14 protein-coding genes and 1 pseudogene are annotated in these 14,017 nt (G+C 70.2%); 8 read left to right on the top strand and 7 right to left on the bottom strand.

Annotated features, from left to right (window positions below; genetic code table 11):
- The first annotated feature begins 3 nt into the window (after positions 1-3).
- From tpiA to ACTWQA_RS16875, 3 genes are all read left to right on the top strand, one after another.
- Complete coding sequence (gene tpiA, locus ACTWQA_RS16865; RefSeq protein ID WP_305921277.1) at positions 4-786, top strand: triose-phosphate isomerase; 783 nt, start codon at positions 4-6, stop codon at positions 784-786.
- 99 nt (positions 787-885) lie between these two features.
- The gene (secG, locus tag ACTWQA_RS16870; protein WP_305921278.1) at positions 886-1,116 is read left to right on the top strand and encodes a preprotein translocase subunit SecG; all 231 of its coding nucleotides are present in this window, start codon (positions 886-888) and stop codon (positions 1,114-1,116) included.
- 74 nt (positions 1,117-1,190) lie between these two features.
- Positions 1,191-1,535 (top strand): RNA polymerase-binding protein RbpA, encoded by a 345-nt coding sequence (locus ACTWQA_RS16875; RefSeq protein ID WP_127934367.1) that lies wholly within the window; start codon positions 1,191-1,193, stop codon positions 1,533-1,535.
- A 52-nt stretch (positions 1,536-1,587) separates the two neighbouring features.
- Here ACTWQA_RS16875 and ACTWQA_RS16880 read toward each other — a convergent pair whose 3' ends face one another.
- Both ACTWQA_RS16880 and ACTWQA_RS16885 read right to left on the bottom strand, forming a co-directional pair.
- Positions 1,588-3,195 (bottom strand): amidohydrolase, encoded by a 1,608-nt coding sequence (locus ACTWQA_RS16880; RefSeq protein WP_443160159.1) that lies wholly within the window; start codon positions 3,193-3,195, stop codon positions 1,588-1,590.
- A gap of 19 nt (positions 3,196-3,214) precedes the next feature.
- The gene (locus ACTWQA_RS16885; protein ID WP_443160160.1) at positions 3,215-4,591 is read right to left on the bottom strand and encodes an NAD(P)/FAD-dependent oxidoreductase; all 1,377 of its coding nucleotides are present in this window, start codon (positions 4,589-4,591) and stop codon (positions 3,215-3,217) included.
- A gap of 133 nt (positions 4,592-4,724) precedes the next feature.
- Between ACTWQA_RS16885 and ACTWQA_RS16890 the strand changes: the two genes are divergently transcribed.
- Positions 4,725-5,747 (top strand): GNAT family N-acetyltransferase, encoded by a 1,023-nt coding sequence (locus ACTWQA_RS16890; RefSeq protein ID WP_305921281.1) that lies wholly within the window; start codon positions 4,725-4,727, stop codon positions 5,745-5,747.
- Positions 5,748-5,939: 192 nt separating this feature from the next.
- On the opposite strand, the pseudogene ACTWQA_RS16895 reads toward ACTWQA_RS16890, so the two are convergent.
- Positions 5,940-6,356: pseudogene (locus tag ACTWQA_RS16895) on the bottom strand (Clp protease N-terminal domain-containing protein); the annotation flags it as partial.
- Between the two features lie 74 nt (positions 6,357-6,430).
- Here ACTWQA_RS16895 and ACTWQA_RS16900 point away from each other — a divergent pair.
- Genes ACTWQA_RS16900 through ACTWQA_RS16910 form a run of 3 tightly spaced genes read left to right on the top strand, consistent with a single transcriptional unit; the run spans position 6,431 to position 8,700 of the window.
- On the top strand, positions 6,431-7,195 hold the full coding sequence (locus ACTWQA_RS16900; RefSeq protein ID WP_443160161.1) for a hypothetical protein: 765 nt from the start codon (positions 6,431-6,433) through the stop codon (positions 7,193-7,195).
- A gap of 47 nt (positions 7,196-7,242) precedes the next feature.
- On the top strand, positions 7,243-8,112 hold the full coding sequence (locus ACTWQA_RS16905) for an oxidoreductase (protein WP_443160162.1): 870 nt from the start codon (positions 7,243-7,245) through the stop codon (positions 8,110-8,112).
- 12 nt (positions 8,113-8,124) lie between these two features.
- Entirely contained in the window at positions 8,125-8,700 is a 576-nt protein-coding gene (locus ACTWQA_RS16910; protein ID WP_443160163.1) for a TetR/AcrR family transcriptional regulator, read from the top strand.
- A gap of 32 nt (positions 8,701-8,732) precedes the next feature.
- Here the strand turns inward: ACTWQA_RS16910 and ACTWQA_RS16915 are convergent, their stop codons facing one another.
- Positions 8,733-9,479, bottom strand: a complete 747-nt coding sequence (locus ACTWQA_RS16915) for a class I SAM-dependent methyltransferase (protein WP_443160164.1) — start codon at positions 9,477-9,479, stop codon at positions 8,733-8,735.
- A gap of 99 nt (positions 9,480-9,578) precedes the next feature.
- Here ACTWQA_RS16915 and add point away from each other — a divergent pair, with 99 nt between their 5' ends.
- Positions 9,579-10,616, top strand: coding sequence for an adenosine deaminase (gene add, locus ACTWQA_RS16920; RefSeq protein ID WP_443160165.1), 1,038 nt, complete (start codon positions 9,579-9,581; stop codon positions 10,614-10,616).
- Between the two features lie 78 nt (positions 10,617-10,694).
- Here add and pgl read toward each other — a convergent pair whose 3' ends face one another.
- Genes pgl through zwf form a run of 3 tightly spaced genes read right to left on the bottom strand, consistent with a single transcriptional unit; the run spans position 10,695 to position 14,016 of the window.
- Positions 10,695-11,468 carry a 6-phosphogluconolactonase gene (gene pgl / locus ACTWQA_RS16925; protein ID WP_305921287.1) on the bottom strand — a complete coding sequence of 258 codons (774 nt, stop codon included), beginning with the start codon at positions 11,466-11,468 and terminating at the stop codon, positions 10,695-10,697.
- Between the two features lie 32 nt (positions 11,469-11,500).
- On the bottom strand, positions 11,501-12,415 hold the full coding sequence (locus ACTWQA_RS16930; RefSeq protein WP_443160166.1) for a glucose-6-phosphate dehydrogenase assembly protein OpcA: 915 nt from the start codon (positions 12,413-12,415) through the stop codon (positions 11,501-11,503).
- Entirely contained in the window at positions 12,415-14,016 is a 1,602-nt protein-coding gene (zwf, locus tag ACTWQA_RS16935) for a glucose-6-phosphate dehydrogenase (protein ID WP_443160167.1), read from the bottom strand. The genes ACTWQA_RS16930 and zwf overlap by 1 nt, the downstream gene beginning before the upstream one ends.
- Between the last annotated feature and the right edge of the window lies 1 nt (position 14,017).

The raw sequence follows: 14,017 nt of genomic DNA on the forward strand, positions 1-14,017 counted from the left end.
CCATTGAGCACGCGCAAGCCGCTCATCGCCGGCAACTGGAAGATGAACCTCAACCATCTCGAGGCCATCGCGCTGGTCCAGAAGCTCGCCTTCGCACTCAACGACAAGGACTTCGACAAGGTCGAGGTCGCCGTCCTGCCCCCGTTCACCGACCTGCGCAGCGTCCAGACCCTCGTGGACGGCGACAAGCTCAGGATCGTCTACGGCGCCCAGGACCTCTCTCAGCACGACGGCGGCGCCTACACCGGTGAGATCTCCGGGGCCATGCTGGCCAAGCTGGGCTGCACCTACGTCGTGGTCGGCCACTCCGAGCGGCGGCAATACCACGGCGAGGACGACGACCTGGTCAACGCCAAGGTCCAGGCCGCCTACCGGCACTCGCTGACGCCCATCCTGTGTGTCGGGGAGGGGCTGGCGGTGCGCCAAGAAGGCGGCCACATCGCGCACAGTCTCGGCCAACTCGACGGAGCGCTGCGCAAGATCTCGGCCGAGCAGGCAAAATCGATAGTGGTGGCCTACGAGCCGGTGTGGGCGATCGGCACCGGCGAGGTGGCCACCCCCGAGGACGCCCAGGAGGTCTGCGGAGCATTGCGAATCAGACTCGCTGAGCTCTACGACGCCGAAGTGGCCTCGGCGGTCCGTATCCTTTACGGAGGTTCGGTCAAGTCAGGCAATATCGCAGGGATCATGGCACAGGCGGATGTCGACGGCGCGCTGGTGGGCGGCGCCAGCATCGACGCAGGTGACTACGCCAAGATCTGCCGATTCTCCGAAATGCCTGGCTAACTGAGTCGTTCTGGGGGTGCGACTTGACAACAGGTCGTACCCTCAAGAGGCAAGTTTGAATCGTCACGCGTAACAGAGCATTGAAGGAACAGGCATACCGTGGAAATCGGAATCTCCATCGCCCTCATCCTGGCGAGCCTTCTCATGATCCTGCTCGTCCTGCTCCACAAGGGCAAGGGTGGTGGCCTGTCTGACATGTTCGGCGGCGGCTTCTCGTCGAACTTCGGTGGTTCCTCGGTGGTGGAGCGCAACCTCGACCGGCTGACCGTCATCACGGGCACGGTCTGGTTCGTCTGCATCATCGCTCTCGGCCTGCTCCTGCGGCCCTGAGCAACAAGTTAAACGCGTGACAGTGATTCTCCCCCCGTGTCCGCACACGGGGCGATCGAGCGAGGAGTTCATCCGTGGGTAGTGGCAACGCGATCCGTGGCAGCCGAGTCGGCGCCGGCCCTATGGGGGAGGCCGAGCGTGGCGAGGCGGCTCCGCGAGTGCGGGTCTCGTTCTGGTGCGCCAACATGCACGAGACGCGCCCCAGTTTCGCCAGTGACGCGGCGGTCCCCGAGCTGTGGGACTGCCCACGTTGCGGCCTCCCAGCCGGACAGGACGAGGAGGCCCCGCCTGCCCCGCCGAAGAACGAGCCGTACAAGACGCACCTGGCGTACGTGAAGGAGCGCCGGAGCGACAAGGACGGCAAGGCGATCCTCGAGGAGGCACTGGAGCGCCTGCGCGCCAACAAGTCCCCCTGGTAGTCGAGTCACCGCGAAGGGCCCCGGGCGATCGCCCGGGGCCCTTCGCGGTTCGTCAGGAGTTTTCGTGGACCGGCTCGCCGTCCACGAACGTCATGCGCACCCGCGTCGTCCCGATGTCTTGCGGCGGCAGCGCGAACGGGTCGCGGTCCAGGACCACCAGGTCGGCCGGGCGGCCGGGCTCGAGCACCCCGGCGGGGGAGCGGTTGATCCAGGCGGAGCCGGAGGTGTACGCGGCCATGGCGGTGGCCAGATCGAGGCGCTGCCCGGGCAGGAACGGCGTCCCCGCGGTCGGGTAGCCGGCGTGGACCGAGCCACCCGGCTCCGTGCGGTTCACCGCCACGTGCATGCCCTGCAGCGGGTCGGCGTCCGAGACCGGCCAGTCGCTGCCGGCGCAGAAGCGCGTGCCGTGGTCGAGCAGGTCCTTGAACGGGTACTGCCACGACGAGCGCGGCTCACCCAGGTACGGCAGCGTCAGCTCGTCCATCTGGGCGTGGTGGGTGGCCCACAGGGGCTGCAGGTTGGCCGTGACGCCCAAGGCGGCGAAGCGCGGCACGTCCGAAGGCTCGATGATCTGCAGGTGGGCGATGTGGTGCCGGTTGGCCGGGTTCGTGCCCTCGAAGCTGTCCAGGGCCTCGCGGACGGCCCGCTCGCCGATGGCGTGGAAGTGCACCTGGAAGCCGAGCCGGTCCAGCTCGGCGACGTACTCCTTGAGCTTGTGCGGGTCCACGTACGACAGGCCCGTGCCGCCACACAGGCAGTACGGCTCCAGCGTCGCGGCCGTGAAGTTCTCCGTGATGCCGTCCTGCATGATCTTGACCGAGGTGGCCTTGAAACGATCGAGGCCGTCAGCGGCGGCCCGGCGCTCGACCAGGTCGCCGAGCTGGTCCAGGCCGCGCGTCCTGTCCCACCACAGGGCGCCGGTCACGCGGGCCCTCAGCCGCCCTGAGCGGGCCGCGGACACGTAGGTGGGCAACTGGTCGACGGAGCCCGCGTACGAGCCCACGATGGCGTCCTGCCAGCCTGTGATGCCCAGGGAGAACAGATGCCGCTGCGCGTCCTCCAGCGCGTCGTCCAGGTCCTGGGCGGTCGGGCGAGGGGTGAGCAGGCCGACCATGTCCATGGCGCCCTCGTGCAGCACGCCGGTGGGCGCCCCGTCGGGGCCGCGCTCGATGCGGCCGTCCACCGGGTCAGGGGTCTCCTTCGTGATCCCGGCCAGGTCGAGGGCGCGGGTGTTGACCCAGGCGGCGTGATGGTCACGCTGGATCAGATAGGCGGGCCGGCCAAGGAAGTCGAGGTGGTCGCGGTGGGGGAGGCCGTTCGGGAACGCCGACATGTCCCAGCCGCCGCCATCAATCCACTCCTTATCAGGATTTTTCGCGGCATAATCCGCGATCTTCGCTATGTAGGCGTCAAGACCGAAAAGCTCGGACAAATCGCACTTCGCCCGTTCCAGGCCCGCCTGGACCGGGTGGATGTGCGCGTCCGTGAAGCCCGGCACCAGCAGGCCGCCGGCCAGATCCACCGTGTCATGGGACGGCGCCTGGCGGGCCAGCTCGCCCTCGGGGCCCACGGCGGCGATCACGCCGTCGCTCACCAGCACGGCCGCCTGCCGGACGCCTCCCGGAGTGAAGACGCGGCCTCCCCGGAAGAGGATGTCCATCAAGATCTCCCTTTTGCGATCAGTGACCGGTGATGAAGTCGGCGAAACGGGCCAGGGCCGAGGTGCGGGGCATGGCGCGCTCGCGGTGGTCCGCGACCCGGTACAGGCGGTACATCGTGTGCACGCCGAGCCAGCGCAGCGGCTCCGGCTCCCACGGGCGGACCCTCCGGCCCACCCACGGCAGGGACGTCAGCTCCGTCTCCTCGCTCAGGATCAGGTCGCGGAGGGTGCGGCCGGCCAGGTTCGTCGTGGTGACGCCATGGCCGGTGTAGCCGCCCGCCCAGCCCAGGCCCGTGGCGCGGTCCACGTGGACCGTCGAGCACCAGTCGCGCGGCACGCCGAGCACGCCGGACCAGGCGTGCGCGATCGACGAGGAGCGGGCGGCCGGGAAGAACTCGGTGAGCAGCCGCCACAGCGCCTCCACGGTCCACTCGTGGGTGTGGCCCCGGGCGTCGACGCGCGAGCCGTACAGGTAGGGGCGGCCGCGGCCGCCGAAGGCGATGCGGTCGTCGGCGGTGCGCTGGGCGTACATGTAGTAGTGCGCCATGTCGCCGAGCAGCTCGGCGCCGCGCCAGCCGACCTCGTCCCAGAACGACGCGGGCAGGGGCTCGGTGACGATCATGGAGCTGTTCATGGGGAGCCACTGGCGGCGCAGGCCGCGCAGGCGGGCGGTGAAGCCCTCGGTGGCGCGGATCACGTGCCCGGCCGTCACGACGCCGTACGGGGTGACCGCCCGGTGCGGGACGATCTCCGTGACCGGCGTGCGCTCGTAAATGGGCACGCCCAGGTCGCGTACGACCCTGGCCAGGCCCTGGGCCAGCTTGGCGGGCTGGATGCGGGCGCAGTGCGGGCTCCAGGAGGCGGCCAGCGCCCCGGCCACCCGTACGTGCTCCGCCGGGTCCGCCAGCCGCAGGTCGGGCTCCTCGATGCCCCACGAGCGGGCCGCCGACACCGACGCACGGAGCCTGGCGACCTGGGCGGGAGTCCGGGCCACGTTCACGACGCCGCCCTTGACCAGATCGCAGTCGATGCCCTCCTTCTCGCAGACCGCGATGACCTCGTCGATCGAGGCGTACATCTCGCGCTGCAGGCGCCGCGCGCCCGCGCCGTAGCGTTCGTGCGAGCCGGCCAGGTCGCCGGTCAGCCAGCCGCCGTTGCGGCCGGAGGCGCCGAATCCGGCGAACTCCTGCTCGAGCAGCACGACCCGCAGAGACGGGCGGGCTCGCTTGAGGTAGTACGCGGTCCACAGGCCCGTGTAGCCGGCGCCGACGATCGCCACGTCCGCCTCCAGGTCGCCGTCGAGCCTGGGGCCGGGGGCGGGCACGCCGGCCGATCGGTACCAGAAGGACACGTCGCCGTTCACGAACTCTGACGACAAGGGAACACGCACGCTCATGCCCCCGTATCCTGCTATATCCGGACACTGTGTCGCATCTCACGACGAAATTCGTGATCGGATATATAGGTTCATTCCCTGATGAAACACGTCGTTAGCGGAGGCGTAACAGCTGCCCGGCATGCTGATGGGCATGGGATTCTTGCGCATCCGCACCACGGTGGACGAGCGGCCCGGGCGGCTGGCCTCCCTCGCCTCGGCCTTGGCCGACAGGGGCGGCAACATTCTCGGCCTGAGCGTGCAGTCCGACACCGACGGAACCGTTGACGAGTTCGTCGCCGACATCCCCGCCAATCCGGAGACCGTGCGCGAGGCCCTGGAGGCGGCCGGCGGTCGCCGCGTCCAGGTGGTGCCGGCCACCGCCCACGAACTGACCGACGAGCCCACCAGGGCCCTGCTGCTGGCCTCCAGGCTGCGCTCGATGCCGTGGCGGCTGCCCGAGCTGCTGGCCGAGCTGCTGCGCGCGGACGACGCCCGGTGGATCTATGGTGAAGCGGTGAGCGATCTTCCCGACCCGACCCAGCTCGTCGTGCCCGTGGCCGCCCGTCGCGCGGTCCGCCTGCGCCGCGCCGAGCTGCCCTTCACCCTGACCGAGGCGGCCAGGGCCGCCGCCTTCGCCAGGCTCGCCCAGCCGGCGGTCGAGCAGAGCGGCGCCGACCGCACGGTCAAGCTGGGCGACGGCGCCGAGGTCACGGTCCGCCCGCTCACCTCGATCTACCGCGAGGCCGTACGCGACCTGCACGACAGGTGCTCGCCGGAGTCGCGCAGGTTCCGCTACTTCACCTCGATGCCCACGCTGCCGGTGCGCATGTTCGACCGGCTGTGCGACAGGAGCCGGGGATATTCGCTGGTCGCCGGGCACGACGGGCAGGTCGTGGCGATGGCCAATCTGTTGTTCACGCCCGACCCGGGCATCGCGGAGATGGCGTTCCTGGTCGAGGACCGCCGCCAGGGCCAGGGCCTGGGCACGGCCATGGCCAGGATGCTGGTGGCGGCGGCGCGCGACCTCGGATATGCCGAGGTCAGGGCCACCATGTTGTCCGACAACGCCAGGATGCGCAGGCTGCTGGTCTCTCTGGGCGCCACTCTCGCCTACACCGAGGACCCGGGCGTGGTGGAGGCCCGGCTGCCGGTCGGCGCGCTGGCCCCTGCCTGACGGACGGGCCTAGCCGACGCCTTCCTCGTCGTCCCGCCGGTCCCCGGGCTTCTGCTCGGGCCGCTGGATGCCCAGATGGCGCTCGATGCGCTCCAGGCTCTCCTCGACCCGCGTGAGCCGCTCGCTCAGCATGGACCCGCCGGCGAAGAACATCTCGCTCGGACGCTCCTTGGAGCCTCGGCCGACGCGGTCGAGCAGGCGCTGCCGTACGTCGGCCAGGTCCGCGCCGGCGTCCGTGAGCGCGTGCGCGGCCAGCCCCTCGCCCTCCCTGATCAGCCCGAGCAGGATGTGCTCGGTGCCGATGTAGTTGTGGCGCAGCTGGAGCGCCTCGCGCAGGGACAGCTCCAGGACCTTCTTGGCCCGGGGCGTGAAGGGGATGTGCCCGCTCGGCGGGTTGCCGTCGTGGCCGGTCTCGCGCTCGACGAAGGCGCGTACGTGCTCCAGCTCCACGCCGCAGCCGTCGAGCACCAGGGCCGCCAGCCCCTCACCCTCGTGGATGAGGCCGAGCAGGATGTGTTCCGTGCCGATGTATCCGTGGTTCATCATCCGCGCCTCCTCCTGAGCGAGGACGACGACCCTGCGCGCGCGGTCGGTGAAGCGTTCGAACACCGGGAGGCCTCCGTTCGACTGGGGCTGCCTCCACTATGCGCTACAAACCCCGGCATGTGGGGTATTTGTCCTGTGTGGATCTTGACGAGGTGGCCGACCGCCTTTACGCGCTCCCCCCGCCGGAGTTCACCGCCGCTCGCGAGGCCGAGGCCCGCGCGGCCAAGGACGCGGGTGACGTACGGCTCTCGCGCGACATCGCGAAATTCCGCAAGCCCACGGTGTCCGCCTGGGCCGTGAACAAGGCCGCTCGCGAGCACCCGGAGGAGCTGGCCGAGCTGCTCGAGGTGGGGGAGCGGCTGCGCGCGGCCTGGCAGGAGCAGGACGCCGACGCCCTGGCCGAGCTGACTCAGCGCCGCAACGCGGCCACCGGCAGGCTCAGCAAGCTCATCAGGCAGTCCGGCGGCCTTTCGCCGGCCGCCGCCACGGAGGTCGACCAGACGCTGGACGCCGCGGTCGTCGACGCCGACGCGGCCGATCAGGTGCGCCGCGGCCACCTGGCCAAGCCGCTCAGCTACAGCGGCTTCGCGCCCGCCCCCATCACCCGGGAGCGGCCCGCCAGGAAGAAGAAGCCCACCCCGGAGGAGGAGGCGGACCAGGCCAAAGAGCGCGCCGAGGCCGAAGCCAGGAAGGCCAGGGAGCGGCAGGAGGCCGAGGCCGCGCACCGGGAGTGGCAGAGCGCGCTGGAGGCCGCGACCAGGGAGTACGACGAGCGTGCCGAGAAGGTGGCCACGCTGGAGCGCATGCTGGCCGAGGCACGCAAAGAGCTGGACGACAGCAGGAAACGGGTCGAGGTGACGCGGCGCGAGGAGCGGAACGCCCGGCAGCGGATCGATCGTTAGGCTATGGTGTACGAAACGGTTTCGTACACCTCTGGATCGGAGTGGCGATGACTTCGTGGACCCCCGCCTCCATGCCGGACCTGACCGGCAAGAGCGCCATCGTGACCGGCGCCAACAGCGGCATCGGCCTGCCGACCGCGCTCGAGCTGGCCCGGCACGGCGCCCGTGTCGTCGTGGCCGCGCGCTCGCCCGAGAAGGGCGGCGCCGCGGTCGAGCGGATTCTGCGGGAGGTGCCCAGCGCCCAGGTCGAGTACGCCCGCATCGACCTGGCCGACCTGGCCTCGGTCAGAGAGTTCGCCGAGGGCGTCGGCGAGGTGGACCTGCTCATCAACAACGCGGCCATCGCCATGATCCCCAGGCAGGAGACCAAGGACGGCTTCGAGATGCAGTTCGGCACGAACCACCTGGGGCACTTCGCCCTCACGGGGCTGCTGCTGCCCAAGCTGCTCGCCCGCCCGGGCGCGCGGGTGGTGACCGTCTCCAGTGACGCGCACGCCGTGGGCAAGCTGGACTTCGGTAACCTGGATCTGGAGCGTGGCTACGGCCGCATGAGCGCGTACGCGCGGTCCAAGCTCGCCAACCTGCTCTTCACGCTGGAGCTGCGGCGACGCGCCGAGAAGGCGGGAACGGGCCTGATCTCCGTCGCCTGCCACCCGGGCACCACCGCCACGAACATCGTCAAGCTGGGGCCCCTGCAGCCCCTCTTCCGCCTGGTCTTCAAGTCGCCCGAGAAGGGCGCCCAGCCCTCCCTGTACGCCGCCACCTCGCCCGCCATCCTCGGCGGCGAGTTCGTCGGCCCCAAGCTCACGATCCTCACGCCGTCGGAGACCGCCAGGTCAGAAGAGCTCGCCAGGCGCCTGTGGGACGTGTCCACCGAGCTGACGGGCGTACGATTCGAGGAGATCTCGTATTCCTAGAAGGACGTGTACGTGGCTCCACTCGACCCCGAGCGTGACAGGGCCATCCTCGACGCCACGATGGAGCTGCTGTCGGAGGTCGGCTACGACCGCATGACGGTCGACCAGATCGCCAAGCGGGCCAGGGCGAGCAAGGCCACCATCTACCGGCGCTGGGCGGGCAAGCCCGAGCTGGTCGTGGACGTCATCTGCCGGCGTTTCGACATGGACGTGCCGCTCGGGCAGGACACCGGCTCCCTCCGCGGCGATCTGGCCGCCATCTTCAGCAGCCTGTGCCAGGCGGTGGAGCGCAAGCACACGCTGGTCATCGGGCTGTCTTCGACGCTGGTGTCCAACCAGGAGCTGGCGCGCACGCTGCGCACCCACATGCAGGCCAAGGACCTGGGTGACGTCAAGACGCTGCTCGACCAGGCGGTGGAGCGGGGAGAGCTGGCCGGGGCCGTCGATCCCGCGCGGCTGTTCGCGATCGCGGAGGCGCTCGTGTGGCACCGCATGATCTTCAACGGGTCGCCGTTCGACGAGGCGTTCGTCGCGGAGTCCGTTGACGGGGTGCTGCTGCCGGTGGTGACCGCCTGGGCGGCGGGCTAAGGGGGGCCGTGGCAGGTCCCCGAGAGCCGGGTCTAGCCGGGGCTGCGCCTGGCATGGGCCAGGTAGGCGCAGACCGGGAAGCCGTCGCGCGCGTACGGGGCCGCCAGGCGCGTGTAATGCGCCTGGATACGCGAGACGACCTCCGGCGGCTGGCCGGCGATCACCGCGAACCGCGGCCCGCCCGCCTCCACGATGTCCGTCCACCAGGCCCCGAGATCCACCTGGTGCCGCCACCGGACGGTCTCCACGGCCGCCTCCTCGAACCCCGCGGTCGTGAGCAGGGCGGCGAAGCGGTCCGGGGTGTCGTTGGCGGTGAACGGGCGCGGCGGCGGCTCGTAGGACACCCCGGCCGCCTCGATGGCCTCGGCGAAGACGTTCGTGGCCGTCATCTCGTCGGCCTTCCACCACGTCAGGGCGATCCTCCCGCCCGGACGCAGCACCCGGTGCAGCTCCCTGAGCGCCTTGGCGGTGTCCGGCACGTGGTTGATGATGAAATTTCCGGCCACGGCGTCGAACTCCCCGTCCGCGAACGGGAGCTCGGGCAGTGCGGCCTGCCGGATCGTGGCATAGGGATGGCGGCGGGCGGCCAGCTCCAGCATGTGCGGGTCGGCGTCCACCGCGGTGACCTCCGCCCCTAAGGCGAGCGCCGCGGCGGTCACCACGCCGGTGCCGCAGCCGACGTCGAGCAGGCGGGCGGCGTGTGCCCGCTCGAGCAGGGGGCCGACGGTGTGGGAGCTCAGCTGAGCGAAGCCGCGGTCGTACGCTTCGGCGTTGATCACACGACCTAGCGTAACCTAAGCATTTTATTTAACACTTTGCTGTGAGATTTTGGCGTTCAGGCTATGAAAAGCGGAGACGTGCGACTTAAGGTCGTCGCCATGACCACCATCGACGCCTCCACCGACGCCTTCATTCACGCGCTGCCCAAGGTCGAGCTCCACGTCCACCTGGTCGGCTCGGCCTCCGTCGCCACCGTCCTGGAGCTGTCACGCCGCCATCCCGGGAGCGGCGTCCCCTCGACCGAGGAAGAACTGCGCCGCTTCTACACCTTCCGCGACTTCCCGCACTTCGCCCGGGTGTACCGGGCCGTCAACCAGCTGGTGCGCGAGCCGGAGGACGTGGCGACCCTGGTGCTGGGCCTGGCCCGCGACCTCGCGCCCCAGGGCGCCCGCTACGTGGAGCTGCAGGTCACGCCGTACGCCCATCACGTCGTCGGCATGCCCATGCGCGAGATCACCGAGGCCCTCGACCTCGCCGCCCGCCGCTCGCTGGCCGAGCACGGCGTGGAAATGGCGTACATCTTCGATATTCCCGGCGAGTTCGGCGAGGAGGCCGCAAAGATCACCTTGGACCACGCGCTCCAGGAACCTCCCACCGCGCTGGTAGGTTTCGGCATCGGCGGTATTGAGCAAGAACGCCGGAAATATCGCGACGCCTTCCGTTCCGCGTTCTCCGCCGCCCGCGCCGCCGGCCTGCACAGCGTCCCGCACGGTGGCGAGATGAGCGGCCCCGAGACGATCTGGGAAGTCATCGAGGGCTACGGCGCGGAGCGCATCGGCCACGGCATCAACTGCCTCGCCGACCCCCGCCTGGTCGCCTACCTGCGCGACACCCAGCTCCCCCTGGACGTCTGCCCCACCTCCAACGTCTGCACGGGCCAGATCGCCGCCATCGAGGACCACCCGCTGCCCCGGATGCTGGAGGAGGGCCTGTACGTCACGCTCAACAGCGATGACCCGCCCATGTTCGCCACCACGCTGGCCGAGGAGTATCGCGTGGCCGCGAAGGTCTTCGGGCTCGGCACGGCGGAGCTGGCCCAGCTGGCCAAGAACGGCGTCCAGGCCTCGTACCTGGCCGGTGAACGCAAGCATGCCTTGCTGAAGGAGATCGACGACCTCGCGACCGCGTCCAGCTGAGGAAAACAGGCGGGCGGCGGTCCGCCGAGATGCTCACGTGCACGCTCGGCGGCCCGCCGCCCGGCTGAGGTCAGATGATCAGGGCGACGACAGTCGCCCCAGCTCCGGCGGGATCTTCCCCGCCGCCGCCCGGTCCAGCAGGAACAACGTCCGCCCGCGCCCGCGGGCGCCGGCCGCCGGCACCTGGACAGGGCCGGAGTGGGACAGGGCCAGGCGGACGGCCCCCGACTTCTCCTCGCCCGCCGCCACCACCCACACTTCCCGCGCCGCCTGGATGGCGGGCAGCGTCAGTGAGATACGGGTGGGCGGCGGCTTGGGGGAGCCGTGGACGGCCACCACCGGGCGGGTGTCGTACAGGGCCGGCATGCCGGGGAACAGCGAGGCCACGTGCGCGTCCGGGCCCATCCCGAGCAGCATCACATCGAAGTTCGGCACCGGGCCGTGGTCCTCGGGACGGGCGGCGGCCCCCAGCTCGGCGGCGTAGGCGTTGGCGGATTCCTCGGCCGTCATGCCCGAGTCGGGGCCGCGCATGACGTGGACCCGCTCCGGATCCACGTCCACGTGGTCGAGCAGGGCCTCGCGGGCCCCGGTCTCGTTGCGCTCCTTGTCCCCGGAGGGCACGAAACGTTCGTCGCCCCACCAGATGTCCAGACGCCGCCAGTCGACGGCGTCACGGGCGGGCGTGGCGGCGATGGCCGCCAGCGTGGCGATGCCGACCGTGCCGCCGGTCAGCACGATCGAGGCCGAGCCCTTGGCCGACTGCGCGTCGACCAGACGGGTGATGATCCGTGCGGCCACCGCCTTGGCCAGGACGTCGGCGTTGCGGTGGACGACGATGGTGGGGACGCTCACAGACATTACTTTCTCAGCCACGGTCTCTCAGGTCACCCCTTGTAGGTCTGGGCGAACCGCTTGACCGCCGCCTCGTAGATCTCGTCGCTGTCGAGCCTGCGCATTTCCTCGGCCATCAGCTCCGAGGTGTGCCGCCTGGCCAGGGCCACGTTCCGGTCCGGCTGACCGGGCCGCGACAGCGTGGCCAGCCGGGCGTCGGTCCTGACCACGGCCAGCTCGCCCGCGTCCAGCTGCAGGCGCACGGAGGTGAGGCCGGGGCCGGGCGAGTCGGCGACCTCGATGGGTGCGCCGAGCCGCTCCGACAGCCACGCGGCCAGCAGCGGCGCGCTCGGATTGCCCGTGGAGGCCTCCACCACGCCCTCGCGTACGTGGCCCACCGGCTGGTCGAACGCGGCGGCCAGCAGGCTGCGCCACGGCGTCAGACGCGCCCAGGCCAGGTCGGTGTCGCCGCGGGCATAGCCCTTGGCCCTGGTCACCAGCGACCTGACGCCGCCGTCGGACATGCCCCTGGCGTCGGTGATGCGCCGCTGGGCCAAGGCGCCGATCGCGTCCTTGGAGGGCACGTCCGGGGCCATGCCCGGCCACCACACCACGACCGGCGTGTCGGGCAGCAGCAGCGGGCTGACCACCGAGTCGGCGTGTTGGGTGAGCTCGCCGTACAGGCGCAGCACCACCACCTCGCCCGGCGTGGACTCCCCGATGCGCAGCTCGGCGTCGAGCCTGATGGGCTCTTCGACCTCACGGTTGATCACCACGATGATGCGCGACGGGTGCTCCCGGGCCGCCTCGGCGGCGGCGCGGAGCGCGTCGTACTGGTGGCGCTCCTCGCAGACCACCACGAGCGTCAGCACCATGCCGATCGCGGGCGCGCCCATCTGATGGCGCAGGTGCATGAACTGCGCCGAGATCTTCCCCGCCGTCGTGTCCGACAGCATGAAAGTTGTCACTAAAGTCTCCTCCACACGCGGCCGTCACGCGCCATCATCGCGTCCGCCGACGGCGGCCCCCACGAGCCCGATTCGTAGGGCTCGGGCTGGCCCTGAGTGGCCCAGAACTCCTCGATCGGGTCGAGGATCTTCCACGACAGCTCCACCTCCCGCTGGTGCGGGAACAGCGGCGGGTCGCCGATCATCACGTCGAGCAGCAGCCGCTCGTACGCCTCGGGCGACGACTCCAGGAACGACTCGCCGTAGGCGAAGTCCATGGAGACGTCGCGCACTTCCATGGCCGTCCCCGGCACCTTCGAGCCGAAGCGCACCGTGATGCCCTCGTCCGGCTGGACGCGCACCACGAGCGCGTTCTGGCCGAGGATCTCGGTGTCGTCCTTGCTGAAGGGCAGGTGGGGCGCGCGCTGGAAGACCACCGCGACCTCCGTCACCCGGCGGCCCAGGCGCTTGCCGGTGCGCAGGTAGAACGGCACGCCCGCCCACCGCCGGTTGGCGATCTCCAGCTTGATGGCGGCGTACGTCTCCGTAGTCGACGCGCGCGAGATGCCCTCCTCCTGCAGGTAGCCGACGACCTTCTCGCCGCCCTGCCAGCCTGCCGAGTATTGTCCGCGCGCCGTGTTGAGCCCCAGGTTGGAGGGCAGGCGCACGGCCTTGAGCACTTTCTCCTTCTCCCGTCGCAGCGCCTGCGCCTCGAACGAGGTCGGGTCCTCCATCGCCACCAGCGCGAGGAGCTGGAGCAGGTGGTTCTGGATCACGTCGCGGGCCGCGCCGATGCCGTCGTAGTAGCCGGCCCGCCCGCCGATGCCGATGTCCTCGGCCATCGTGATCTGCACGTGGTCGACGAAACTCCGGTTCCAGATCGGCTCGTAGAGGTTGTTGGCGAACCTCAGCGCCATGATGTTCTGGACGGTCTCCTTGCCCAGGTAGTGGTCGATCCGGAAGATCGAGCTCTCCGGGAAGGCCGACGTGGTGATCTCGTTGAGCTCGTGCGCCGACTGCAGGTTGTGCCCGAACGGCTTCTCGATGACCACGCGCCGCCACGATCCCTCGGGCGCGTCGGCCAGCCCGGTCCGCTTGAGCTGCTCCACCACCAACGGGAAGAACTTCGGCGGCACCGACAGGTAAAAAGCGTAGTTTCCGCCGGTACCGCGGGTCTGGTCGATCTCCGCCAACGCCATGGACAGCGCGTCGAACGCGCCGTCGTCGGAGAACTCGCCCGGCACGAAATGGATGCCCTCGAGCAGCTGCTTCCAGACCTCCTCACGGAACGGCGTCCTGGCGTGCGCCTTGACCGCGTCGTGCGTCAGCTGGGCGAAGTCCTGGTCCTTCCAATCCCGCCGGGCGAACCCGACCAGCGAGAACCCCGGCGGCAGCAGACCGCGGTTGCCGAGGTCATAGATCGCCGGCAGCAGCTTGCGCTTGGCCAGGTCACCGGTCACGCCGAACAACACCATCACGCAGGGCCCGGCCACTCTGGGCAGGCGCTTGTCACGCGGATCCCGCAACGGGTTCGCGGCGACCACCTCCTCCGTGGTGGCGGTCCCCGCCACGGCCGCCGCTACGGTGGCGGCCTCCTCCACGGGTGCTACAGGGTCTGTCATC

This window comes from Nonomuraea sp. 10N515B, from assembly GCF_052245915.1.
Taxonomy (GTDB): domain Bacteria; phylum Actinomycetota; class Actinomycetes; order Streptosporangiales; family Streptosporangiaceae; genus Nonomuraea.

What these genes read in the sequence shown, in the direction of transcription:
- ACTWQA_RS16880 (WP_443160159.1), bottom strand. Translation starts at nt 3,195, where the DNA reads ATGGACATCCTCTTCCGGGGAGGCCGCGTCTTCACTCCGGGAGGCGTC.
- ACTWQA_RS16885 (WP_443160160.1), bottom strand. Translation starts at nt 4,591, where the DNA reads ATGAGCGTGCGTGTTCCCTTGTCGTCAGAGTTCGTGAACGGCGACGTG.
- ACTWQA_RS16890 (WP_305921281.1), top strand. Translation starts at nt 4,725, where the DNA reads ATGGGATTCTTGCGCATCCGCACCACGGTGGACGAGCGGCCCGGGCGG.
- ACTWQA_RS16905 (WP_443160162.1), top strand. Translation starts at nt 7,243, where the DNA reads ATGACTTCGTGGACCCCCGCCTCCATGCCGGACCTGACCGGCAAGAGC.
- add (WP_443160165.1), top strand. Translation starts at nt 9,579, where the DNA reads ATGACCACCATCGACGCCTCCACCGACGCCTTCATTCACGCGCTGCCC.
- zwf (WP_443160167.1), bottom strand. Translation starts at nt 14,016, where the DNA reads ATGACAGACCCTGTAGCACCCGTGGAGGAGGCCGCCACCGTAGCGGCG.